The following is a 22,316-nucleotide window of genomic DNA, read 5'->3' as shown; positions in this document are numbered from 1 at the left end:
CCCCGTTGCACTGGCAGCGGGGTTTTTTTGTCTCTACCAGTATCGATAGTGATAAGGATTTTGAGGTTGATAATAAGAATTCTGAGGCGGAGGATACGTATAAGTAGGCTTCTGGTGGTGAACAGGGCCTCCTTGTTTTTTCTTTTTATAGTGTTTTTTTTCTCCGCATTCGTCCGTTGGTCCAATTACGATGGTTTGATTTTTTAGCGGAGCCAGCGTTTTCTTTAGCTGCTCCGGATCTAAGCAGTACGTGTGAGCAAGCACTTCAATAGGCGTCTTATTTAAAATATCAGACCCAAAAATGTATTCCGGATATGGAGCGTCAAAAATAGCGAGTAAATGCGTACTGTCTTCAGACGCAATTTCCCAGTGCCACCAGCCTTGAGGGATATTGGCTACTTGACCGGGAGTAATCGGAATATTTGTGACTTCGTTGTTAAACGGATTGATTAATGAAACGACGGCTGAGCCTGAAATGCAGTAGACAAGCTCAGCGGCATTTTGGTGATAGTGCGGTTCGACTACGCGGCTTTTGCTTAAGTAAATATCAAGTAATGATACATTTCCTAATGTGTTGAGCACATCCCGGCCCAATCGGTTAATGTAATTTTGATCGTTTCGCGTATTAAGTCTGTTTTTGTTCACATCAGAAAAGTATTGTACGTTTGGATTATTGTAATCCATATAGGGCGTTGACAAGGGTCTCCAGCTCCTATCCTTGAATTTTTTATGATGCTGTATCGTATGTAGAGAGTTTTATTTCGTGACAGAAGCCTAGGAGGATATGTAGGTAGGGCCTATTTTTGATAACGTGTACAAACATTTGTCCACTGATTTTCATACACTGTAACAGGTTCTTTTTTTACAGAGCCATGATCAATGTCAGACGCATAAGACGGATCATTTTAAGGAAAGTGAGTTGCAGAGCTGTTGCTTGATCAATATGAAAAGATAAATAGTACGTATGAAAAGCTGGATGAACTTCAGCTGCCGTTTGATAAGCCCATTTTAGTAGGAGTCGAGTGGAACGGAGTGCTGTTTGAGTTTTTGGTGAGATTAAAAAAAGAGTCTTCTCATTTGCTTGTGTTTGGTTCAGGAGGAGGAGCAAGTCAAGAAATGCCGGCAGGTCCTCCATATTTTCAGCGCCATTCGTGGATGAATGAATTCCAAGATTCAATTATTTATTATAACGATCCTACGCTTTATTTAGGAAAGGTGTCGCTTGCGTGGGGGCAAGGGACAAGCGACCGTTTTTATTTAAAAGACATTGCGGTTTTAATTGAAAAGTTCATGAAAAAAGTACAGGTGAGTTCGTCTAATGTGCTATTTTACGGATCTTCAGGCGGCGGCTTTATGTCAATGTTTTTAGCGGGGTACGTAAAAGGAGCAAAAGCGCTTGTCAATAATCCGCAGACTTGTTTAACCAAATGGCTAAAAACACCGGTTCAACAGGTGTTTAATTTATCTTATCCTAACCTGACAGAAGAGGAAGTGATCGCCTCATACGGTGAGAGAATCAACGTAGTGAAGTTTTTTCGCCATATTAACTATGTGCCAAAGGTGTATTACTTGCAAAACGGGGCGTTTGAATACGATATGAACAATCACTTGCTGCCGTTTTTAACGGATTTGCAGGACATGCCAGATGACTGTGAAATCAATAATATAAAAGTGGAGCTCTATTATGACCCAAAGCTGAAGCATGCAGCTGTTAGTAAGCAAGAAACGATTGATTATGTGGATATGGCGAAGAAGATATAAGAAAAAAGGCAAGAGTTTATCCTTTAAGGAGCTCTTGCTTTTTTATGTCGAATTTTCTACCTCAATAGATACAAGTAGGAAGTTATGTTGCTTTTTCTTTTGAATATGATAGTGAAGATGAGGTGTAAGGAGGGGAAGTATGGCCGATCAAGATGAGAGAAAAAGATACTTGATGGAAGTTCAGACCTGGCTTGAACAAGTATGTGATCCTGTATTTGAAGAAGCCATTACAGAAGTAGATATAACGTCATATATAACGCGCACGCAAGAAGACGTTCTTGAATATTTAAGCGAAGAAGATGTCAACGAATATACGTTAGAAGAAATCAATAATGCAGTGCGGCATATTGATAAAGTTTTAAAAGAGCGGCTTGGAGACGATGGCAGGGAGCGAGAATCGATAGCGCCAGGACAGCACGAGCTGCCGCCGCTTGGCTATAGCTATTCAGCTCTTGAACCGTATATTAACCGGGAAATTATGCGTCTTCATCACAGCAAGCATCACCAAAGCTATGTCGATGGATTAAATAAAGCAGAGCTCATGCTGCAGCAAGCCCGTAACACAAACAATTTTGACCTCATAAAACATTGGGAACGGGAAGCTTCTTTTCATGGCTCCGGTCATTACTTACACACAATCTTTTGGGAGATTATGAGTCCAGAAGGAGGAGGACGACCGAGACGACAGCTGCTGCAGCAGCTTCAAAAAGACTTTGGCAGCTATGAGAAGTTTATGATGCACTTTTCTCAAGCCGCTAAAAAAGTCGAAGGTGTTGGCTGGGCAATCTTAGTATGGTCGCCGCGTTCGCGAAAGCTTGAAGTTCTGCAAGCTGAGCGCCATCAGCTTCTCACGCAGTGGGATACGATTCCGCTGCTCGTATTAGACGTATGGGAACACGCATATTATTTACAGTACAAAAATGAACGTGATCCATACGTTGATAATTGGTGGAAAATCGTTTACTGGCCGAATGTAGAAAAAAGGTTTGAGGCAGCTAGAATGCTTCAGTGGCAGCCGTATTAACAAGTATTGCAGTTATCTTAATTTCAAATAAAGAGGATATGAAAAAATTATATTAGTTGAAGAAAGATCCGAACGATGAATCGAGATTCTTGATGGAGAATCCAACGCGTTCGGATTTTTTATTGTTATGGCGGTTCATATATGTATACGCTTCTAGCAGTTGATTGGAGAGCAAGACGAAGACTCCTGTAGAAATAGTGGAATAGATGAGACCCCGCAGGAGCGCAAGCGACGTGGAGGCTCATCGGCCATCCGCGGAAAGCGAAGTCTTGCACGGAAATCAACTGCGGTGTAAAAAGTGATTTATATTAAGATCCTTTAACGCATTTATTGATTTTAAATAAACTATGTTCTAAATAACCATTTTAAAATAAAGTATAAGCCTCTAGAACCAGTTAAATGTTACAAATGAAATAATCTAATATAAATGTGTGTAAAAGCACCGTTATATTCCTAAATATGTATGTTTTTAAAATGTTAAGGTGATTAATTTACTAGTTTAAAAGGAAGAATATTTATTTTTACTGTAACTAAACTATCAAACTATTGACATGTTATTGAAATATAACTGTAATATTCATGTGTTATTTTTTATGTATTGGTAGATAAAGGGGAAATCAATTACATGAAAAAGACAATGATTACGTTCAGTTTAGTTCTAATGTCACTGTTCGGAGTGGCAAGTGGTGCATCAGCTGCAACAAATACATATACAGTAAAAAGCGGAGATTCGCTATACAAAATTGCAAAGACATATAAAGTATCGGTTAGTCAGCTGAAACAGTGGAATAACTTAAAGTCAGACAGCATTCATCCGAAACAAGTATTAAAAGTATCTCAAGTAAAATCAAGCACGCCTGCTAAAGCAGCGCCTGCGAAGTCTTCAAACGTTGTGAAAGAATTTAAAGTAACAGCAACAGCGTACACAGCGAACTGCAAAGGCTGCAGCGGAAAAACGGCGATTGGAATCGATTTAAAAAAGAATCCAAATCAAAAAGTGATTTCTGTCGATCCAAAAGTGATTAAGCTTGGTTCAAAAGTATACGTAGAAGGTTATGGCACGGCAATCGCAGCTGATACAGGCGGTGCGATTAAAGGAAATAAAATTGATGTTCTTCTTCCTTCTCAAAAAGAAGCGTTAAAATGGGGAAGAAAAACGGTAAAAGTTCAAATCTTAAAATAAGTATTCCTTAAAGAAATGAGAGCCTTCGTTGAAAGGCTCTCATTTTTTTCTTCATTAAAGGGCAAGCTACTTTATATATACTGATGGAAAAGTTTTACGAAAATGATCATATTTGTTGACAAATATTTCGGAAACGGATATATTTATCCGGTATATAATTAAGTTCATTAAATATTCGTGACATAAATTAATAGAATGAACACATAAACTATATTCTTAACCTGTTTGTCATCTGAAGATTTACATACAGATAATTTTAAAAGGGAAAGGTCTTGTTAAAATGAATACACAAACACAACAGTCCGATCAAGCCCGAACTCGGTCTATTTTTGGCGTAATGATAATGGGAGCGCTCGTCGCTTTTTTAAATCAAACGCTAATTAACATTGCGCTTCCGCAAATGATGGATCATTTCCATGTAACGGCGGCTACGGGGAACTGGTTAACAACCATCTTTATGTTAGTAAACGGAATTGTTATTCCAATTACAGCATTTTTAATGAATCGATTTACGACAAGGCAGCTGTATATTACAGCAATGGGTCTGTTTACAGTAGGAACACTCCTTTGCGGTATCGCACCGACATTTTCTGTTATTTTAGTGGGACGCGTCGTGCAAGCTGCAGGAGCGGGAATTTTATTTCCGTTAATTACAAACGTTATTTTCACGTTATTCCCGCCTGACCGACGCGGTTTTGCGATGGGGATTTTTGGAGTAGCCATGAACTTCGCACCGGCAGTAGGGCCGACACTTTCTGGTTTAATCGTTGAGCACTACTCATGGCGTGTTTTATTTTTTATGATGTTTCCAATTGCACTTATCAACGTAATTGCGGCTATTATTTTGGTGAAAAACGTAACGGAAACAAGCCGACCTAAGCTAGACGTGCTTGGCGTTATTTTATCAACAATTGGATTTGGCGGCTTGCTGTATGCCTTCGCTACGGGCGGTACAAAGGGGTGGACCAGCACCGAAGTGTTAGCCATGTTTATTGTAGGCGGTATTTCGATTCTGTTCTTTATTTTCCGTCAGTTAAAAATTGATCAGCCGCTTCTTGAATTCCGTATTTTCCGTTACCGCATGTTCACGCTGACAACAATTATTAACGTAATTGTGACGATGGCAATGTTTTCAGGGATGATTTTAATGCCGATTTATATGCAAAACGTACGCGGCTTTTCACCGTTTCTTTCAGGCTTGCTGCTACTTCCTGGGGGAATTGTAATGGGGATTATGTCTCCGATTACAGGAAGGCTGTTTGATAAGTTCGGCGCAAGATGGCTTGCTGTTATTGGTTTAGCAATTACCGTTGTGACAACATATGAATTAACAAAGCTTGAAACAACCACAACATTTATGTATGTCATGATTGTCTATACTGTTCGTATGTTTGGGATGTCACTGCTTATGATGCCGATCTTTACAGCTGGATTAAATGAGCTTGCGCTTAGCTTAAATAAATACGGTACCGCGATGGTTAATACGCTTCGAATGGTTGCCGGAGCTGTAGGAATGGCGTTCTTTGTATCCATTATGATGAATCAAGGTGAAAAACACGTGAAAAACATCGTAACGAATCAGCAAATTTTGCCGACAGATAAAGGCAGTATGGCTGAAGCTGTGAATCAAGGTACAGCAATGGGTATTAACGATGCGTTTATGATCGCAACGATTTTAAGTGTGATCGCGTTTGTTTTAGCCTTCTTTATTCGCAAAACATCACCAAAAGAAGATACCATTACAAATCGTGTAAAAAAAGCAAGCTAATAAAAAATCCGTGCCTTATATGGTACGGATTTTTTTTATGAGTTAAATTTATCTTTTTTATAGTCAATATAAAGCCATCCGTCCGACTGAACCTCAGCATAAAAGACGTCATCAATTGATTTGACTCCGGCTTTTTCGAGCTGCTTATGCAGCCAGTTATGATCTACGTGCAGGTCCTTCAACGCATCTTCATTCGCTTTTCCGTCGTAAATAACGCCGGTTGAAGTGGGAAATAAAAGCGTTTGTGACCACGCGTTTGGCTTTTTATCTTGTTTTTGCATAACGGAAAGATTTCCATTGATTTCTAATATGGCGTATTCGACATCTTTTATGGAAAATACGTTTTGCTGCCTCAGCATGCCTAAAAGAGATTCAATATCTAGCCGCACTTGTTTTAACGCCTTTTCCATCACTTTTCCTTGCTTAATCACAATTTTAGGCTCACCGGTAATAAGATGCCGTGCTTTTTTCGATTTCATTCCAATATAGCCCATAGCGATTGTTAAAAATGTCCATCCTAGCAGTGAATAAACTCCTTTATCAATCTCTACTCGCTTATCAGTGGAAAGGGAAGAAGCAATATTACCAATCGTAATCGCCGTAATAAATGTAAATACATTTAACTGGCTGATTTCTGTTTTTCCCATGAGCCGCGTTAAAAGAAGCAACACAAAAAATGAACAGGCGATTCGAAACGTCGATTCAGCATAGCCCATACATTTCACCCTTCCTTCATTTCATTGTTTTATGTTGTGAAAAAATAGAAATTTTATGCAGTTAAAAGGATAAATTCCATGCTTGTCTCCCAATCGCTTTTGCTTTTGCGCTACAATAAAGAAGCAACGTGTTTAACTAGACAAAAGAAGGTGAAACCATGAAACCATTTAAAGCCTCAGCCCTACTAGATGTTATCAGTGAATTGTTCTCCGATGAAGCGTCGATTGCCGTTTCAGATCTAGAAACGTACGTGTATTACCGAGCAAGCAAACGAATTAATTTGAAAATCAGCCCTGGAGATCAAATAAAAAAAGGAACGATTACATATAAAGCATTAGAACGAAAGCAAAAAGTATCGGAATTTATTCACCGAGACGTGTTCGGCACACCTTACTACGGCATGGCCGTGCCTTTTTTAGATGAAGGAGATGTTCAAGGATGCGTAACGGCGATTTTTCCTGCGTTAACGAGCGGAAAGTCAGTTGTGACGTTAAAGGTGAACGAAGGATGGATACCGGTTCCTTTCTCAAAAATCATCTACGTAGAAGCGCGTGACCGAAAAACCTATGTGTACGCACAGAAGTATACGGGTACGCATAAATACACGTTAAATGAATTTGATTATGTGCTTCCAAAAGAAGAGTTTGTGCGCTGTCATCGTTCCTTTATCGTCAATGTGACACAAATTCAAGAAATTTACCCTGATACACATTCGACTTTTTTATTAGTGATGAACAATGGAGAAAAAATTCCGGTCAGTCAGTCGTACGCCAGTTATTTTCGAAAGCTGCTTGGGTTTTAACCGTCATTTAGCTTCATTATCATCAAATATGCTGTTTTGTCGCTATTTTTGTCCATTTCATTCCAAAAACTCTTGTGGACGCTTTCTTTACAGTAAAATGGTAAAAAGAGCAAAAACAAGGAGTGAAGAGAATGGAAAACGTACGTAATCGAATTAAGCATGAAGCATTACAGAATCGCGTTGTCTCTGCTGAAGAAGCAGCGTCTTGGATTCAAGATGGAATGACGCTTGGTCTAAGCGGTTTTACACGCGCGGGCGATGTCAAAGCTGTGCCGTTTGCGCTAGCGAAACGAGCGGAAACTGAGGCAATAAAAGTCAGCGTGTATACCGGTGCTTCACTTGGGTCAGATGTGGATAAGCTATTTGCAGAAAAAGGCATGTTAAACAAACGCCTGCCGTTTCAAGCGGATCCGACGATGCGTAAAAAAATTAATGAAGGTGAATTTCAGTTTATTGACCAGCATTTATCGCATACTTCTGAATGGGTGCGTTCAGGCGTGTTAGATTCAATAGATTTCGCTATTTTGGAAGCGGTTTCTATCACAGATGACGGAATGATGATTCCAACAACGTCAATCGGCAATTCAATGGTGTTTGCCGAGCATGCAAAATCAATTATTATTGAAATAAACACAGCGCAGCCAGAGCTGTTAGAAGGTATTCACGATCTGTATGATCCGGGCGCTCAAGGAAAGCGAGATGCAATTCCTTTGAAAAAATCCGATGATCGTATTGGTTCGTTAGGCATACCAATTGATTTAGATAAAGTAAAGGGTATTGTGTTTACAAATCAGCTAGATTCACCGTCTACAATTGTAGCACCTGACGAAGAAACGGTTGTGATGGCTCAAAATTTGATTTCATTTTTACGCCAAGAAATTAAAGAAGGGCGATTAACTGAATCGCTTGCTCCTTTACAATCTGGAATTGGATCCGTGGCAAATGCCGTTTTCCACGGTTTGTTAGATTCTGAGTTTCATGATTTAGAAGTATATTCCGAAGTATTGCAGGACGCCGTGTTTGATTTATTTGACGCAGGAAAAGTTACGTTTGCTTCCTGCTGCTCAATTACGCTTTCAGCAGATAAAATGAAACAAGTTTTCTCGAATTTTGAAGCCTATCGAGGTAAACTTATTCTTCGTCCGCAGGAAATTTCCAACCATCCCGAGATCATTCGTCGTTTAGGGCTGATTTCAATTAATACCGCGCTAGAACTAGATATTTACGGAAACGTCAATTCCACACATGTGATGGGAACAAAAATGATGAACGGAATCGGAGGCTCAGGAGATTTTGCCCGAAATGCGCGCCTTGGTATTTTTGTAACAAAATCCATTGCTAAAAACGGTGATATTTCAAGCATAGTGCCGTTTGTTTCGCACGTTGATCATACGGAACACGATGTGGATGTCATTGTAACAGAGCAAGGATACGCAGACTTACGCGGACTCGCTCCAAGAGAACGAGCAAAACGCATTATTGAAAATTGTGCCCACCCAATGTATCGCGATCAGCTTATGGCGTATTACGAAGAAGCGCTCACGCGAGGCGGCCAAACACCGCACGTTCTTGAAAAAGCCTTTTCTTTTCATACGTCTTATCAAAAAAATGGAACAATGCGAGAAGTTGTAGCGCAAACAAAGTAAAAGAACGCTTTGTCTCATGAGGAGACAAAGCGTTTTTTGCTGAGTAAGAAACTTGTGTTTGTTATCTCGTTGAATTACGATGAAAGGGAATACATAAAGAAAACGAGGTAACTTATATATGAAAGCATTAGTATTTGAAAGATTTGGAGGACCTGACGTTCTTCACTATCAAGATATACCGAATCCCTCTATTGGACCAACAGATGTACTAGTAAGAACAAAAGCAATTGGACTTAATTTTGCGGATGTTTACCGAAGAAAAGGGAACTATCACTTAACGGGTACACCTCCATATATTTTAGGATATGAAGGAGCAGGTGTGGTAGAAGAAGTAGGAGCAGAAGTAAGTCATGTTAACGTAAGAGACCGCATTGCTTTTGCTGACGTTCCTTTTGCAAATGCAGAGCTTGTTGCCGTGCCACAAGATAAAATAATTGCTGTACCTGACGATATTTCGTTTGATGCAGCTGCTTCTGTGCTTTTGCAAGGGTTAACGGCCCACTATTTAACACAAGACAGCTACAGCATTCAGCCGGGCGATTATGTACTTGTTCACGCAGCTGCTGGAGGTGTAGGGCAGCTTTTAGTTCAAATTGCCAAGCTGTTAGGCGGACAGGTTATTGGCTTAACGTCATCTTCTGAAAAAGCAAAAGCAGCGGCTCGAGCAGGGGCTGACTATGTCTTTTTGTACGAAGATAACTGGGTAGAACAAGTGAAAGAAGTAACGAAACGAGGCGCAGATGTTGCCTACGAATCTGTAGGGGTTACGCTAGAAAAAAGCTTTGAAGCCGTAAAAACAGGAGGAACCGTAGTGTTTTACGGAATGGCAGGAGGCGATCCGGCTCCAGTGGATCCGCGTATGCTAATGGATACCTCTAAAACGCTTACAGGAGGAGATCTGTGGAACGTGCTTGTATCTTATGAAGAACGCAAAGTACGCTCACAGCAGCTGTTTGAGTGGATCAGCAAAGGTCAGCTTGTGCTAACTGATCCTGTGGTATTTGACTTAAAAGACGGAGCGAAAGCACATGAGCTTCTTGAAAGCCGAAAAAGTACAGGTAAAATTTTGTTAAGACCGTAAAAGAAAAGCCCTTTCGTCAAGGGCTTTTTTCCGTTAGTAAAGGAGAAATCAAGGAGCTGTCTAATATGTAGTAGAGAAGTAGAGTAAAAGAGGTGAAGGTCGATGAAACATGCATTAATTACGGCAGGTCATAAAGGTATTGGCAAAAAAGTAACAGAACAGTTTCTGAAAAAGCAGTATTCCGTTACCGTCCATTTTCGCAGTGATAAAAATAAAGTGCGAGAACTGCAAGAAGAATGGCATCAATATAGTGATAACGTACAGTTTGTAGAAGGAGACATAACAAATAAAGAAGATATTGAATATGTCGTTGCGCAGGCTATGGAGCGGTTTGGACGTATTGATGTTTTAATTAATAATGCAGGTCCGTATGTATTTGAAAGAAAGAAATTAATAGAGTACACAGACAGTGAATGGTATGAAATGGTGGAAGGGAATTTAAGCTCTGTTTTTCACTTTGTTAAAGCTGTTGTTCCTATTATGAAAAAGCAGCAGTTTGGAAGGATTATTACATACGGTTTTCAAGATGTAGAGCATACCCCTGGATGGATGGACCGCGCGGCTTTTAGTGCCGCTAAGTCAGGGCTGGCTTCTCTGACCAAATCGCTTGCTCTAGAAGTAGCCGAATACGGGATTACGGCCAATATGGTCTGTCCCGGAGATATTGTAGGAGACATGAAAGAAAGTGATATCATAAAAGCAAGATTACTAGAAGACAAGGAAACGCCTGTGGGCCGATCAGGTACGGGAGAAGACATTGCGCGTATTATTGAGTTTCTTTGTGATGAAAACTCAGATATGATTACAGGCAGCATTATATCTGCTTCGGGCGGAGTAGACGTTGTTCATAAAAGTAAAAAAACAAGCCCCTGACGTTGATGCAGGGGCTTGTACGTTACAGCAGCGATTCTCCGCCGTCAATAAACATTTCACTTCCGGTAATATGTTTGGACGCGTCAGAAGCTAAAAAGGAAATTAAATCTGCTACTTCTTCGGGATTAGCCGAGCGTTTAGCAAGCGGTTGATTGCCATTTGGATATTCAATTGGAATCGCGACTTCTTTTAATTTGTCTTCTTGACGGAATGTATTGCTTTCAATATTTGTATCAACTGCTCCTGGACAAATGACGTTAACCCGTATTCCGTATGTAGAAAGTTCAAGAGCTGCCATTTTGCCGAAGGCCATTTGGCCAGCCTTTGAGGAACTGTATGCGCTCATGCCGATGTTTGAAAATGTACGGTTGCCATTAATGGAGCTAGTAATAATAACGCTTCCTCCCTGAGCTTTCAAATAAGGAATAGAATGCTTCACGGTTAAAAAAGTACTCGTTAAATTTGTATCAATTGTTTTTGTCCAATCTTCTGGTGATAGTTCTTCAATAGAAGAAAACGTACCGTTGATGCCTGCGTTAATAGAAACAATATGTAATTGACTCCATAAGCTGCTAATCGTTTCGATACTCTCTTTTATACTTTCAGAGTCAGATACGTCTGTTTTAATGGCTATACACTCTCCGCCGCTCGCCATGATGGTCTCTTTTACTTCTTGTAATTTTTCTTCCTCTAAGTCTAAAAGAGCAACGCGCGCTCCTTGTTCAGCTAAGGTAATGGCTGAAGCGCGTCCAATTCCAGATGCAGCTCCCGTCACAAGCGCAACTTTTCCAGTTAATGCAATCATTTGTAACCCCTCCATATAAAAATGTTGTTTCCTTTCTTTAACCTATAAGAAGGAAATAAAAACCTCTTTTAAACTATTTGTGTTTAAATTTGCTAAAATATGCCAAAAGGAAAAGAGAAAACAGCGGCGAATTATTAATATGACGCCAGAACACGAAAAAGGCTAAGGTCAAATGAGCTTACTTGAGTAGCTAAAGATATACTCTGTCTTTTCAGAAGAATGTTTATATAAAATTTTACATCAGAGGGACTTGCAAATCGTTCCTTGAAAGCTTACACTAGTAAAGCACAGAAAAAGGACGGTGTTTTATGAAGAAGAAAGATAATGTAATTCCATTCCCGCAAAGAAGGGAAGCAGCTGCTTATGTTCCTGCTGCTATTAGCTTAGATAAGGATATTGTGGAGTTTTTAGAAATTATGAATTTTGAAGATCGAAATGATTTTTTAAATGAAATGATTGATTCATTTTTTAAATATGTAAAAGGTGAAGAAGACGAAGTAAGATAAAAAGTAACGTAAAGACATCCAAAGAGATGTTTTTTATTTTGTGACCAATTGCTTAAAATGCATGCTTAAGCCTCGTATAGTTATTTATGGTATAGTATACATTAGATACTGTCTAGCAGGTGCAAATGCGAGGAGTGATAAGATGAGTGGATTTAAAAAAGACATTCGTGCCGGATTTGAAGAACCACACTCACTAGAACAATTAAAGCATGAAATGGAGCAAAGCCTGTGGAATTTAAGAAAAGATTTGCGAAATGAAAATCGTTCGGAAACGGAAATGGAAATGATTAAAATTTCGCTGCTGTCACTATTTGAGGAGCAGGCAAATAAATTGAGTAAAACAGAGCTCTCTGATTACCTTGCGGACTATCACAAAAGAGTCGAGCAATTATTCGACAGGTATAGCTATAAATAAGACAAGCATCCTTGCGGGGATGCTTGTTTTTATTTGAGCAAAATTCGCTTGTATTCGCTGCGCTTCAGAGGTTTGGATACATATCCGTCGGCTTCTAGCTGATAAATAATGGTGGCAGCTGCATACACGCTAAAGGCATGATCAAGACCAAAGTAGTCTTGCAAAGCGGCGACGCTCACTTCCTCTTGAAAAATTTTACTGCGATTCGATAAGACAATAGGGTAGACGTTTTTAACGATTTGCTTTGAAATTTCGAGTGTTAACATATTGAACCCCTCCTGTGTGAGTGTACATAACTAAAGGTATTCAGCGCGGTGTACATTCATGAAAAAGGGAGCGATTACATTTTTAAAAGATAAAGAAAAGAGGAGTAAATGCCCATAAAATCAGATATTTTATCACTTTGTGGAACTTGTTTGAGAAGCTCAGTATTTTAGTGTATGACAAACATTTTCAAAAGTTCTATGGAATTATTAGGAGCAATTTAACTAAATCCACATATCTTAAAGTATAGCAAATGGAGGTGAAACACATGGGATACTACGGAGGTTACGGATACGGTTGTGGTTATGGCGGCGGTGGCTGCGGCGGCGGTTTCGCTTTAATCATTGTACTTTTCATCTTATTAATCATCATCGGCGCTTCTTGCTTCGGCGGCGGCTGGTGCTAATTATTAAAAAATGAGGACGATGCAACATCCACACTTTATTTCTTCAACTATTTCTTCCACAAAAGGTCTCTTCGGAATGAAGAGACTCTTTTAGTTTACTATTTATAATAACGTGTACAAACTACATGTTAAAAAAATTTATGCGTAGCTCTACATAAAAAAAAGACTCTGACTGAAATCAGAGTCTTTTTACTACTTATGCTTTTTGAACGTTAGCAGCTTGAGGTCCGCGTTGACCTTCTTCAACGTCGAATGTTACAGCTTGACCTTCGTCTAAAGATTTGAATCCTTCGCTTTGGATTGCTGAGAAATGTACGAATACATCGTCGCCGTTTTCGCGCTCGATAAATCCGAAACCTTTTTCTGCGTTAAACCATTTTACTGTACCTTTTTCCATGAATGTTGCCTCCTCGTGTGCTATGCACACATTGTATTACTATCCTTGCTCATGATCAAAATCTTTAAGACGAAAGTATTCACCTATCGATTGTTGCCGAACAAAAATAATTCTTCTTATAGAATATCAAAAGATAATGATAATTGCAAGGAATGAAGAAAATTTAACGAAGATGTTGCCTTCTTTTAACGAAAGAAAACGAAAATTATACGGCTGAAAATAAGTAAGAAAGAGCGTATCAGGTCACACTATCTCTATATATAAGAAGAAAGGGGTAGTCATATGTTTAAACAAAAAGCTGGAGAAAAACTGATTGAACTGCTAATTGAATGGGGCGTTGATCATATTTACGGCATGCCAGGAGACTCCATTAATTCAATTATTGAACCGCTTCGCAAAGCCCAGGATAAAATTAAATTTATTCAAGTAAGGCATGAAGAAGCGGGAGCTCTCGCAGCAGCTGCATATGCGAAGTTAACGGGTAAAATCGGTGTATGCACGGCTATTGCCGGACCGGGAGCAATTCATTTACTAAATGGCTTATATGATGCCAAATTAGACAAAGCGCCCGTTTTAGCACTTACGGGGCAAGTAGAATCAGATCTCATCGGCAGCGATGCGTTTCAAGAAATTAATTTAGAGAGAATGTTCGATGATGTGGCTGTATATAACCAGCGAGTCATGTCCGCTGAGCAGCTTCCGACTGTTGTTAATCAAGCGATTCGAACAGCGTATGCTAAAAAAGGTGTGGCTGTGTTAACCATTCCCGATGATATTCCTCGTTTTGAAGTTGGATCAGAAGCACGAGAAACATCAAGCATCATTGTCAAGCAAGACATTTTTCCCCATAGAGAAGATCTTGAAAAAGCAAAAGATTTGATTGGTAAAGCGGAAAGCCCGGTTATCCTAGCCGGTCGAGGCACACATGAAATGAGAGAAGAGCTGCTTGCATTTGCAGAAAAAATCGCAGCACCTATTGTCCTTACGCTTCCTGGAAAAGGCGCAATACCGGATGAGCATCCATATTGTCTCGGAGGACTTGGATTAATCGGGACAAAGCCAGCGTATGAAGCGATGCAAGAAGCGGATACGCTCATCATGATTGGGACGTCCTATCCGTTTACAGGCTTTTTGCCAGACCATGCGAAAACGATTCATATTGATATTGATCCTGCACAAATTGGCAAAAGATATCCTGTAGATGCGGGGCTTGCAGGAGAAGCGAAAGCAACGGTTCAGTGGTTTTTAGAAAATGTGGGCCGCTCAGAGCATCGCCAGTTTTTAGAGCAAAGTCAAGAACGTATGAAAAAGTGGTGGAATCAGCTTGATAACCAAGAAGCCAAAGAAAGTGTACCTATCAAGCCTCAGCGAGTGATTCGAGCGCTTCAGCACGTAGCGGATGATAACGCGGTCTTGTCTGTAGATGTAGGAAACGTCACAGTATGGATGGCGCGTCATTTTCGGATGACAAATCAGCAGTTTGTGATTTCAAGCTGGTTAGCCACTCTCGGATGCGGGCTGCCGGGCGGAATTGCTGGAAAAATTGCTTATCCCGAGAAGCAGGTGTTTGCGGTGTGTGGAGACGGCGGCTTTGCGATGACAATGGCTGACTTTATTACAGCTGTTAAATACAATCTTCCGCTAGTCGTAGTGCTATTTAATAATCATAAAATCGGCATGATTAAATTTGAACAAGAAGTAATGGGAAATGCTGAATTTGGGACAGATTTAACAAACCCGAATTTTGCTAGGTATGCAGATATCTGCGGAGGTGTTGGCTACCGAGTAGAAAAGGAAGACGAGCTGTTGCCTGCTTTTGAAAGTGCAGTTAGACAGAATAAACCGTGTATTATCGATGTAATCGTTGATGCAAACGAAGCGCCTATGCCAGCAAAAATAACGCTTGGGCAAGCAACAGGGTATGCCAAGCACATGGTGAAAGAATTGTTTCAAGAAGGCAAGCTAGATTTACCGCCTTTATAAAAAAATAGGCTGTGACGAAAGTATTTTAGTTGAAGAAAGATCCGAACGATGAATCGAGATTCTTGATGGAGAATCAACTTCGTTTGGGTTTTTTTATTGGCATGGTGAATGTAGTTTTCATGTATTTCGTTGCTTCTAGCAGTTGATTGGAGAGCAAGGCGAAGACTCCTGCGGGAAAAGCGGAATAGGTGAGACCCCGCAGGAGCGTATGCGACGAGGAGGCTCACCGGCCGCCCGCGGAAAGCGAAGTCTTGCACGGAAATCAAATGTGGTGTACCAAGCAACCCATATGGGCTCATGTATCCCATTTGTTCGTCTTCAGATTGGACTGGTGTGGTTATGTCTCAATCTCTTTTTCATGGTGAAATTCATTCAATATGATTAACTATAAAATTATTATGTAAACTAAAATACCTAAAAATGAAAAATAGCTACTATTATAATTTTTGATAAAGTGGATGAGCAAAAAAACACCGAATTGGATGGTCTTTTTTTATAAAACTGCTTTAAGATAAGAGAGATAAAGGATAAACTACTAATTAAGAAAGTTTAAATGTAAGGACTGACGCCGCATGAACTGGAGACCAGATCGCGCTAGCAAAAAAGCGATTTATAAACAAATTGCAGAATATATTGAAAGCTGTATTTCATCGGGAGCTTTTCCACCGGATTCTATGCTGCCATCAGAACGAACGCTTGCCGCTGAGCTCAACGTGAACAGAAGCACGGTAGTAGCTGCTTATGAAGAGCTGCAGGCACTTGGAATCGTAGAACGTAAAAAAGGAAGCGGCACGCGAGTGAGTTCGAGCATCTGGGGAATTTCCCGAAAACGTATTCCAAACTGGGGGAGATATGTAGAAGACGGTTCATTTTTGCCTAATTTACCGCTCGTACAGCGAATCAGAAGCGAGGCTTTGCGAACAGATTTTGTGAACTTAGCCAGCGGAGAGTTAGCTCCTAGCTTATTTCCAAGCGAAGATTTTCAGCAAATATTAGCGGGCATGCCTTTTAATGAACATTTAGGCTATGATCATCCCCACGGCAATGAACGTTTGCGTGATGCTATTGCTGCTCATGTTTATGAGTACCGGAAAATCTCCACTGACTCCAATTCTATTCTAATTACATCAGGTGCACAGCAAGCACTTCATTTGATTGTGCAGTGTTTGTTAAAACCAGGGGATGCAGTAGCGATTGAAGATCCATCCTATAGCTATTCACTGCCACTTTTTCAATCAGCAGGTCTACGAACGTTTTTACTGCCTGTAGATAAAAATGGAGCCAACCCGGACGACTTAGTAGAATTACATAAAAAGCATCGCATTCGAATGGTTTTTTTAAATCCGTACTATCAAAATCCGACCGGTATTGTGTTATCAGAAGCGCGCCGAAAGCGGTTTCTAGAGCTTTCTTCAGAATACGGCATTCCGCTTATTGAAGATGATCCTTATTCACTCACGGCATTTGATGGCAATGTACATCAAACGCTGAAATCGATGGACGAGAACGGAAACGTCCTCTATATCAGCTCGCTTTCTAAAATTGTTGCATCAGGCCTTCGAATCGGCTGGATAGTGGGGCCGGAGCAAGTAATTCAGCGCCTGGCAGACGCTAAGCAGCAAATTGATTTTGGTCATAGCATCTTTCCGCAGTGGATTGCTTATCAATTCTTAGATTCTCCTACGTTTTCTTCTCATATTGAAAAGCTTAGACAAGAGCTCAAAAAGCAAGAGTATGCCCTGTCGTCGAGTCTGAACGAATTGCTTGGATCAAAAGTATCTTTCGATTCGCCTCAAGGCGGGATTCACTTATGGTGCAAAGTGAATCAGCCGGTCGATGACTATCGTCTATTGGAAGAATCGCTTAAAAAAGGAGTGGCCTTTGTCCCAGGAAGCGTGCTGAGTTCTCAAAGCGGAGCTATTCGCTTTACGTTTGGCAGAGGGGAAGAAGAGGTTATTCGAGAAGGAATTAAACGATTTGCGAGCGCCCTAGAGAGTCTGGAATAGCTATAAACATAGGTAAACGTGCTGGATGAAAGTTTTATTTTATTATTTCGTATAGATTGTTATGATCTTGTGCTATACTAAGAGTACCATTAACTTTACTTCTGTATTTGTACCGACTGGCCCTGTTGAAAAACAGGGCTTTTTTATGTTTGTACACAAAAAAACAGATCCCTTAAAGGATCTGTTTCTGATATGTTGTGTTTCTTATGCTTTTTGAACGTTAGCAGCTTGAGGTCCGCGTTGACCTTGTTCTACGTCAAATGTTACAGCTTGACCTTCGTCTAAAGATTTGAAGCCTTCGCTTTGGATTGCTGAGAAGTGTACGAATACATCGTCTCCACCTTCGCGCTCGATGAATCCAAAACCTTTTTCTGCGTTAAACCATTTTACTTTACCTTGTTCCATAATTGTTGCCTCCTCGTGCGGACTCGCACATTGTGGTACTATTCTTGCTCAAATCTAAAGACGAAAAGTGACAATACTCATACATCCCCACCGAACAAAAATAATTCTCTTATATCTTAGCAGAAATTTCCTATGCTTGCAAGCGCTTTATTTAAAAACTATCCGTATTTTTTTGACAAGTTTTTCATAAGACACGTCTAAAAAATGTCACATTTTGAACATTTTAGAAAGGCTATTCTTTGTATTCGCTTTTACTGTAGTTATATAATAATGAAAATATGGTTTTTCTAAAGGTAGAAAACAAGTATAAATGTACATACTGAGCGCTGAAATGGAGTGGTAAAGATGAAAGTGGGTTTAATTGGTTTAGGAAATATGGGATTACCGATGGCGGAAAATATGATAAAAGCGGGTCATGAACTTGTGATTTATAACCGAACTGCTTCAAAGGCGGAAAGTCTTGTGAAAAAAGGAGCAAAGGTTGTAGAGACACCTGCCCAAGCAGCACAAGAAGCGAATCTTGTCTTTACGATTCTTTCCAATGACGAGGCTTTAGAAGAAGTAACGATGTCACAAGACGGTATACTTGCAGGCCTCCAAGAAGGCGGTATTCACGTTTCTGTGAGTACTATTAGCGTAGATTTGTCCGAAAAATTAACAAGCGCACATGCTGCATCAGGACAGCATTTTGTTGCAGCGACCGTTTTAGGGCGCCCCGACGCAGCAGCTGCTGCGGCTCTCAAAGTAATAGTTGCAGGTAATAAAGAACCAAGAGAGCACGTTTGGCCGCTGTTTGAAGCGATTGGTCAAACTATTTTTACTGTAGGAGACGAGCCTTACTTATCAAATGTAGCTAAGCTTGGCAATAATTTTTTACTAGTATCGATGTTAGAAGCTGTTTCTGAAGCAGTAGTAATGGTAGAGCAGTACGGGATGCAAGCGGAGCAGTTTCTTGAAGTGGTTAACAGCTTATTTGCATCTCCTGTGTATAAAAATTACGGCAATTTAATTGCTAAAAGAGACTTTGATCCAGCCGGATTTAAGCTGGAGCTTGGATTAAAAGATGTAAACTTGGCTATTGATGCAGCCAAAAAAGTGTCCGCGCCGCTTCCGTTAGGAGAGCTTGTGAAAGGTCACTATGAACAAGGGGTCGAAAATGGCTGGGGTCATTTAGACTGGTCGGCGTTACTAAAAACAGTTGAAGCTCTAAAAAAAGATAACTAAAAAGACGAAAAGGAGTGCAGCCAGTGAAAGCGAAAGGAAAGTGGGTATGGATCGTATCCTTTATTTCAATTATTTCGTGTCTGCTGTTTGCAGCAGGGCTTGGAATGTCTATTTATGATTATGTTAGCGCCTCAAAAGCTACTGTAAAAGAAATGCCAAAGCCGAAGCAAGAAACAAGCAGCAGTAACAAAAGCACCAAAAATTATACGATTGTTGCTTTAGGAGATTCACTGACAAGAGGAACAGGAGACGCAGCGGGAAAAGGATACGTTGGGTATTTAAAAGATAATCTTGAAGAAAAAACGAAGAAAAAAATCCTCTTAAGTAACTTTGGAATAAAAGGTCAAACGTCTTCGCAGCTGGCAAGTCAAGTAAAGCAGCAGCAAATTCAGCGGCAGATTAAGTCTGCAGATACCGTGCTGATTACGATTGGCGGAAATGACTTATTTCAAGGTGGACAAACGCTGCAAAACTTAAATAAAAACAATATTCAAAAGCTAGAAAATGACTATTTAAAAAACGTAGACAGCATCTTAAAAAGCATCCGTTCGGCAAATAAAGACGCGACGATTTTTTTAATTGGTTTGTATAATCCGTTTAGTAACCTGCAAGATGCAAAAACGACAACGGCTATTGTACGAGAATGGAATTATAAAAGCAGCGAATTAAGCGCTAATTATAAGCAAACTGTTTTTGTTCCGACCTTTGATTTGTTTCAGTTAAAGGTAGATGACTACTTATATACTGATAAGTTTCATCCGAATGCAAAAGGCTACAAGCTGATCGCAGAACGTGTAGCATCGCTTATTACGTGGTAAGGGAGGGAATGATATGAGTGAAGTAACACTTTCCGTAAAAGGACTGAGAAAAGTAATAGGAAAACGTGAAATCATCAAAAATATTGATTTTGAATTAAAAAGAGGCGAAGTGTTCGGTTTTTTAGGACCCAATGGAGCCGGTAAAACGACAACGATTCGAATGCTTGTCGGCTTGATTCGCCCGACGGCTGGTTCCATTTCTATCTGTGGATACAGCGTATCGAAGCAGTTTACAAAAGCGATGGAGCATATCGGCTGTATTGTTGAAAATCCTGAGCTGTATCCATACTTAAGCGGCTGGGAAAATCTGCAGCATTTTTCACGTATGATTCCTTCTATGACGGAAGAACGCATTCATGAAGTTGTGGCATTAGTTGGCTTGCAAGAGCGCATCCACGACTTAGTTCGCACGTATTCGTTAGGCATGAGGCAGCGTTTAGGAATTGCGCAAGCGCTTCTCGGAAAACCAAAAGTGCTCATTTTAGATGAGCCAACGAACGGACTCGACCCATCTGGGATTCGGGATATGCGTAAATTTATTCGCTTTTTAGCTGAAAGTGAAGGTCTAAGCGTCTTAGTATCGAGTCATTTGCTGAGCGAGATTCAGCTGATGTGTGACCGAGTAGCGATTATTGCAAAAGGAGAAGTTATTCACACAGAATCGGTGAAGACCCTGTTAACTCAGCAGGAGCGCCTACTGTGGAAGCTAGATCCGCAGCCAGCGGGAATAGACGTCTTAAAACAAGTGACGGACTTTGTGCAAGTGCAGGGAGAATATGTCACGACGTTTTATGAAGAAGCTGAAGTGGGAGAGTGGAACAAACAGCTCATTCAAGCAGGAGTAACGGTAAAAGAAATGAACCGAAAGCTTCCGACTCTTGAAGATTTATTTATCGAAATGACAGGAGGCGAATCGATTGATTAGTTTGGTTCAAAATGAAATGATCAAGCTCGTTCGAAAAAAGCGCCTGTTAATCGTTACCCTTATTATGGGCGCTTTGATTTCCATGTTCACCTATGCTCAGCTTCGCGAAACGCAGCGCCTTCAAGAAAAGCTAGGAACGACCGATTGGCGCAGTACGCTGCAGCAAGAAATTATCGATACGCAAAACCGGCTGAGCGGAAGCCAAATTTCAGATGATTGGCGCAAGCAGCTTGAAATTCGCGTGGCGCAGCAGCAGTATTACTTAGATAACGATATTAATCCTTCGGAACCAGGAGCCCCAACGTTTGTGCGAGGGTTCATTGAAAACGCCATTCAGCTTTTGCTGCCGCTAATGATTATGATTATTGCAGCGGATTTAGTGTCTTCAGAATACAGCTTGGGATCCATCAAGGTACTGTTGACGAGGCCTGTGAAACGGTGGAAAATCCTGCTTAGTAAATACATCACGCTCGTCATGTCCGTCTCGTTTTTAATTTTAATGTTTGGCGTTTTGTCGTATCTCATTTCTGGCGTTGTATTTGGATTTAAAGGCTGGACAGCGCCTATTCTTACGGGATTTAGCGTGCAGGGCAATGATTTGAATACAGCGGACGTTCATTTAATTTCGCAGTGGAGATATATTTTAATGGAATTTGGCCTTGCTTGGTTTGTATCCCTGGTGGTTGGAACGCTTGCTTTTATGCTGTCCGTTTTAATTAAAAGTACGGCTGCTGGTATGGGGGTGATGCTTGCTTGTTTGATTGCAGGTACGATTTTAAGCAGTATGGTTTCTTCGTGGAATTCAGCTAAGTACTTGTTTATGGTCAATTTAAATTTAACTTCTTACCTGCAAGGCACAGCTCCTCCGACTGAAGGAATGACACTAGGATTTTCCTTAGGTGTTTTAACCATTTGGGGACTTGCCGGGCTGCTCGTGTCGTTTCTGGTATTTACCAAAAAAGATGTGTATTAATTCCATATAAGTTGACGATAATCAGGAACATACGTTATGATTGTGTTAACAAAAAATGCTGTTTTGCTCAAAGGGGAGTAGCTCTTGCAGTAAAGTCGTCATTTCGAGATTATTATCTCCGGCTTTATTGACAATGCAAATTGTTAGCGAGACCTTTGCCAATGTTGCCATTGGTAAAGGTCTGGATACAAACACCTTTACCACATATGGTAAAGGTGTTTTTTGTTATTTCAAAAGAAGAGAGGAGCTTAAAAATGTCAAAACTATCGAGACTGTTAAAAAGCCCCGCTGTAAAAAAAGGAATAAAAAAAGCTGTACCCATTATTATGAAAGA

25 protein-coding genes are annotated in these 22,316 nt (G+C 40.3%); 19 read left to right on the top strand and 6 right to left on the bottom strand.

The window, feature by feature from the left end; genetic code table 11:
- Nucleotides 1-33: 33 nt before the first annotated feature.
- Complete coding sequence (locus ACMX9J_RS04585; protein WP_251439958.1) at nucleotides 34-699, bottom strand: cupin domain-containing protein; 666 nt, start codon at nucleotides 697-699, stop codon at nucleotides 34-36.
- Between the two features lie 231 nt (nucleotides 700-930).
- Here ACMX9J_RS04585 and ACMX9J_RS04580 point away from each other — a divergent pair, with 231 nt between their 5' ends.
- The 5 genes from ACMX9J_RS04580 (at nucleotide 931) to ACMX9J_RS04560 (ending at nucleotide 5,736) form a co-directional block, all read left to right on the top strand.
- Nucleotides 931-1,761 (top strand): hypothetical protein, encoded by an 831-nt coding sequence (locus ACMX9J_RS04580; protein WP_033579245.1) that lies wholly within the window; start codon nucleotides 931-933, stop codon nucleotides 1,759-1,761.
- A gap of 139 nt (nucleotides 1,762-1,900) precedes the next feature.
- A complete protein-coding gene (locus ACMX9J_RS04575) occupies nucleotides 1,901-2,785 on the top strand; it encodes a superoxide dismutase (protein WP_016764472.1) in 885 nt (294 codons plus the stop codon).
- 160 nt (nucleotides 2,786-2,945) lie between these two features.
- Nucleotides 2,946-3,080, top strand: a complete 135-nt coding sequence (locus ACMX9J_RS04570; protein ID WP_255287274.1) for a hypothetical protein — start codon at nucleotides 2,946-2,948, stop codon at nucleotides 3,078-3,080.
- Nucleotides 3,081-3,410: 330 nt separating this feature from the next.
- Entirely contained in the window at nucleotides 3,411-3,968 is a 558-nt protein-coding gene (locus ACMX9J_RS04565; RefSeq protein WP_014459735.1) for a 3D domain-containing protein, read from the top strand.
- Between the two features lie 280 nt (nucleotides 3,969-4,248).
- Nucleotides 4,249-5,736, top strand: coding sequence for a DHA2 family efflux MFS transporter permease subunit (locus ACMX9J_RS04560; RefSeq protein ID WP_028413037.1), 1,488 nt, complete (start codon nucleotides 4,249-4,251; stop codon nucleotides 5,734-5,736).
- Nucleotides 5,737-5,771: 35 nt separating this feature from the next.
- Here the strand turns inward: ACMX9J_RS04560 and ACMX9J_RS04555 are convergent, their stop codons facing one another.
- A complete protein-coding gene (locus tag ACMX9J_RS04555) occupies nucleotides 5,772-6,452 on the bottom strand; it encodes a DUF421 domain-containing protein (RefSeq protein WP_416225457.1) in 681 nt (226 codons plus the stop codon).
- A 158-nt stretch (nucleotides 6,453-6,610) separates the two neighbouring features.
- Here ACMX9J_RS04555 and ACMX9J_RS04550 point away from each other — a divergent pair, with 158 nt between their 5' ends.
- From ACMX9J_RS04550 to ACMX9J_RS04535, 4 genes are all read left to right on the top strand, one after another.
- Nucleotides 6,611-7,255: a LytTR family DNA-binding domain-containing protein gene (locus ACMX9J_RS04550; protein ID WP_014459738.1), complete on the top strand. Its 645-nt coding sequence runs from the start codon at nucleotides 6,611-6,613 to the stop codon at nucleotides 7,253-7,255.
- 131 nt (nucleotides 7,256-7,386) lie between these two features.
- Entirely contained in the window at nucleotides 7,387-8,901 is a 1,515-nt protein-coding gene (locus tag ACMX9J_RS04545) for an acetyl-CoA hydrolase/transferase family protein (RefSeq protein ID WP_033579242.1), read from the top strand.
- A gap of 118 nt (nucleotides 8,902-9,019) precedes the next feature.
- Nucleotides 9,020-9,982 (top strand): quinone oxidoreductase family protein, encoded by a 963-nt coding sequence (locus ACMX9J_RS04540; protein ID WP_416225456.1) that lies wholly within the window; start codon nucleotides 9,020-9,022, stop codon nucleotides 9,980-9,982.
- Between the two features lie 102 nt (nucleotides 9,983-10,084).
- Nucleotides 10,085-10,855 carry an SDR family oxidoreductase gene (locus ACMX9J_RS04535; RefSeq protein ID WP_154991218.1) on the top strand — a complete coding sequence of 257 codons (771 nt, stop codon included), beginning with the start codon at nucleotides 10,085-10,087 and terminating at the stop codon, nucleotides 10,853-10,855.
- A 22-nt stretch (nucleotides 10,856-10,877) separates the two neighbouring features.
- Here ACMX9J_RS04535 and ACMX9J_RS04530 read toward each other — a convergent pair whose 3' ends face one another.
- Nucleotides 10,878-11,660 carry an SDR family oxidoreductase gene (locus ACMX9J_RS04530; RefSeq protein WP_416225455.1) on the bottom strand — a complete coding sequence of 261 codons (783 nt, stop codon included), beginning with the start codon at nucleotides 11,658-11,660 and terminating at the stop codon, nucleotides 10,878-10,880.
- 308 nt (nucleotides 11,661-11,968) lie between these two features.
- Here ACMX9J_RS04530 and ACMX9J_RS04525 point away from each other — a divergent pair, with 308 nt between their 5' ends.
- Together ACMX9J_RS04525 and ACMX9J_RS04520 are read left to right on the top strand one after the other, a co-directional pair.
- Nucleotides 11,969-12,166 carry a hypothetical protein gene (locus ACMX9J_RS04525; RefSeq protein ID WP_048019147.1) on the top strand — a complete coding sequence of 66 codons (198 nt, stop codon included), beginning with the start codon at nucleotides 11,969-11,971 and terminating at the stop codon, nucleotides 12,164-12,166.
- Between the two features lie 142 nt (nucleotides 12,167-12,308).
- Nucleotides 12,309-12,581, top strand: coding sequence for a hypothetical protein (locus tag ACMX9J_RS04520; protein WP_153252987.1), 273 nt, complete (start codon nucleotides 12,309-12,311; stop codon nucleotides 12,579-12,581).
- A 29-nt stretch (nucleotides 12,582-12,610) separates the two neighbouring features.
- Here the strand turns inward: ACMX9J_RS04520 and ACMX9J_RS04515 are convergent, their stop codons facing one another.
- The gene (locus ACMX9J_RS04515) at nucleotides 12,611-12,847 is read right to left on the bottom strand and encodes a hypothetical protein (protein ID WP_014459745.1); all 237 of its coding nucleotides are present in this window, start codon (nucleotides 12,845-12,847) and stop codon (nucleotides 12,611-12,613) included.
- A gap of 266 nt (nucleotides 12,848-13,113) precedes the next feature.
- On the opposite strand from ACMX9J_RS04515, the gene yjcZ reads away from it, so the two are divergent.
- The gene (yjcZ, locus tag ACMX9J_RS04510; RefSeq protein WP_013057409.1) at nucleotides 13,114-13,251 is read left to right on the top strand and encodes a sporulation protein YjcZ; all 138 of its coding nucleotides are present in this window, start codon (nucleotides 13,114-13,116) and stop codon (nucleotides 13,249-13,251) included.
- Nucleotides 13,252-13,447: 196 nt separating this feature from the next.
- Here yjcZ and ACMX9J_RS04505 read toward each other — a convergent pair whose 3' ends face one another.
- A complete protein-coding gene (locus ACMX9J_RS04505; protein ID WP_013057408.1) occupies nucleotides 13,448-13,648 on the bottom strand; it encodes a cold-shock protein in 201 nt (66 codons plus the stop codon).
- 282 nt (nucleotides 13,649-13,930) lie between these two features.
- On the opposite strand from ACMX9J_RS04505, the gene ACMX9J_RS04500 reads away from it, so the two are divergent.
- The 3 genes from ACMX9J_RS04500 to ACMX9J_RS04490 all read left to right on the top strand — a co-directional run bounded on the left by ACMX9J_RS04500 (nucleotide 13,931) and on the right by ACMX9J_RS04490 (nucleotide 17,637).
- On the top strand, nucleotides 13,931-15,631 hold the full coding sequence (locus ACMX9J_RS04500; protein ID WP_034268570.1) for a pyruvate oxidase: 1,701 nt from the start codon (nucleotides 13,931-13,933) through the stop codon (nucleotides 15,629-15,631).
- Nucleotides 15,632-15,773: 142 nt separating this feature from the next.
- Nucleotides 15,774-16,016: a hypothetical protein gene (locus tag ACMX9J_RS04495; RefSeq protein ID WP_416225454.1), complete on the top strand. Its 243-nt coding sequence runs from the start codon at nucleotides 15,774-15,776 to the stop codon at nucleotides 16,014-16,016.
- 187 nt (nucleotides 16,017-16,203) lie between these two features.
- On the top strand, nucleotides 16,204-17,637 hold the full coding sequence (locus ACMX9J_RS04490; protein ID WP_033579233.1) for a PLP-dependent aminotransferase family protein: 1,434 nt from the start codon (nucleotides 16,204-16,206) through the stop codon (nucleotides 17,635-17,637).
- Nucleotides 17,638-17,841: 204 nt separating this feature from the next.
- Here the strand turns inward: ACMX9J_RS04490 and ACMX9J_RS04485 are convergent, their stop codons facing one another.
- Nucleotides 17,842-18,042, bottom strand: a complete 201-nt coding sequence (locus ACMX9J_RS04485) for a cold-shock protein (RefSeq protein ID WP_013057405.1) — start codon at nucleotides 18,040-18,042, stop codon at nucleotides 17,842-17,844.
- 345 nt (nucleotides 18,043-18,387) lie between these two features.
- Here ACMX9J_RS04485 and ACMX9J_RS04480 point away from each other — a divergent pair, with 345 nt between their 5' ends.
- The 4 genes from ACMX9J_RS04480 to ACMX9J_RS04465 are packed head-to-tail and all read left to right on the top strand — an operon-like array spanning nucleotide 18,388 to nucleotide 21,982.
- Nucleotides 18,388-19,266 carry an NAD(P)-dependent oxidoreductase gene (locus tag ACMX9J_RS04480; protein ID WP_416225453.1) on the top strand — a complete coding sequence of 293 codons (879 nt, stop codon included), beginning with the start codon at nucleotides 18,388-18,390 and terminating at the stop codon, nucleotides 19,264-19,266.
- 23 nt (nucleotides 19,267-19,289) lie between these two features.
- Nucleotides 19,290-20,084, top strand: a complete 795-nt coding sequence (locus ACMX9J_RS04475; RefSeq protein ID WP_033579231.1) for a GDSL-type esterase/lipase family protein — start codon at nucleotides 19,290-19,292, stop codon at nucleotides 20,082-20,084.
- Between the two features lie 13 nt (nucleotides 20,085-20,097).
- Nucleotides 20,098-21,009 (top strand): ABC transporter ATP-binding protein, encoded by a 912-nt coding sequence (locus tag ACMX9J_RS04470; protein WP_014459750.1) that lies wholly within the window; start codon nucleotides 20,098-20,100, stop codon nucleotides 21,007-21,009.
- On the top strand, nucleotides 21,002-21,982 hold the full coding sequence (locus ACMX9J_RS04465) for an ABC transporter permease (protein ID WP_416225452.1): 981 nt from the start codon (nucleotides 21,002-21,004) through the stop codon (nucleotides 21,980-21,982). The genes ACMX9J_RS04470 and ACMX9J_RS04465 overlap by 8 nt, the downstream gene beginning before the upstream one ends.
- Nucleotides 21,983-22,316: the final 334 nt, after the last annotated feature.

Origin of the sequence: Priestia sp. RMT2NF4 (assembly GCF_047872835.1) — a bacterium.
Taxonomy (GTDB): Bacteria; Bacillota; Bacilli; order Bacillales; family Bacillaceae_H; genus Priestia; species Priestia zanthoxyli.
The sequence above is the reverse complement of the archived record's forward strand: the minus strand, read 5'-3'. Positions and strand labels throughout refer to the sequence as shown.

Excerpts from the sequence above, each read along its gene's own strand:
- ACMX9J_RS04530 (WP_416225455.1), bottom strand. The coding sequence starts at position 11,660 with ATGATTGCATTAACTGGAAAAGTTGCGCTTGTGACGGGAGCTGCATCT.
- ACMX9J_RS04545 (WP_033579242.1), top strand. The coding sequence starts at position 7,387 with ATGGAAAACGTACGTAATCGAATTAAGCATGAAGCATTACAGAATCGC.
- ACMX9J_RS04575 (WP_016764472.1), top strand. The coding sequence starts at position 1,901 with ATGGCCGATCAAGATGAGAGAAAAAGATACTTGATGGAAGTTCAGACC.
- ACMX9J_RS04540 (WP_416225456.1), top strand. The coding sequence starts at position 9,020 with ATGAAAGCATTAGTATTTGAAAGATTTGGAGGACCTGACGTTCTTCAC.
- ACMX9J_RS04560 (WP_028413037.1), top strand. The coding sequence starts at position 4,249 with ATGAATACACAAACACAACAGTCCGATCAAGCCCGAACTCGGTCTATT.
- ACMX9J_RS04485 (WP_013057405.1), bottom strand. The coding sequence starts at position 18,042 with ATGGAACAAGGTAAAGTAAAATGGTTTAACGCAGAAAAAGGTTTTGGA.
- ACMX9J_RS04480 (WP_416225453.1), top strand. The coding sequence starts at position 18,388 with ATGAAAGTGGGTTTAATTGGTTTAGGAAATATGGGATTACCGATGGCG.
- ACMX9J_RS04565 (WP_014459735.1), top strand. The coding sequence starts at position 3,411 with ATGAAAAAGACAATGATTACGTTCAGTTTAGTTCTAATGTCACTGTTC.
- ACMX9J_RS04525 (WP_048019147.1), top strand. The coding sequence starts at position 11,969 with ATGAAGAAGAAAGATAATGTAATTCCATTCCCGCAAAGAAGGGAAGCA.
- ACMX9J_RS04505 (WP_013057408.1), bottom strand. The coding sequence starts at position 13,648 with ATGGAAAAAGGTACAGTAAAATGGTTTAACGCAGAAAAAGGTTTCGGA.
- ACMX9J_RS04470 (WP_014459750.1), top strand. The coding sequence starts at position 20,098 with ATGAGTGAAGTAACACTTTCCGTAAAAGGACTGAGAAAAGTAATAGGA.
- ACMX9J_RS04555 (WP_416225457.1), bottom strand. The coding sequence starts at position 6,452 with ATGGGCTATGCTGAATCGACGTTTCGAATCGCCTGTTCATTTTTTGTG.
- ACMX9J_RS04535 (WP_154991218.1), top strand. The coding sequence starts at position 10,085 with ATGAAACATGCATTAATTACGGCAGGTCATAAAGGTATTGGCAAAAAA.
- yjcZ (WP_013057409.1), top strand. The coding sequence starts at position 13,114 with ATGGGATACTACGGAGGTTACGGATACGGTTGTGGTTATGGCGGCGGT.
- ACMX9J_RS04490 (WP_033579233.1), top strand. The coding sequence starts at position 16,204 with ATGAACTGGAGACCAGATCGCGCTAGCAAAAAAGCGATTTATAAACAA.
- ACMX9J_RS04500 (WP_034268570.1), top strand. The coding sequence starts at position 13,931 with ATGTTTAAACAAAAAGCTGGAGAAAAACTGATTGAACTGCTAATTGAA.
- ACMX9J_RS04515 (WP_014459745.1), bottom strand. The coding sequence starts at position 12,847 with ATGTTAACACTCGAAATTTCAAAGCAAATCGTTAAAAACGTCTACCCT.
- ACMX9J_RS04550 (WP_014459738.1), top strand. The coding sequence starts at position 6,611 with ATGAAACCATTTAAAGCCTCAGCCCTACTAGATGTTATCAGTGAATTG.
- ACMX9J_RS04520 (WP_153252987.1), top strand. The coding sequence starts at position 12,309 with ATGAGTGGATTTAAAAAAGACATTCGTGCCGGATTTGAAGAACCACAC.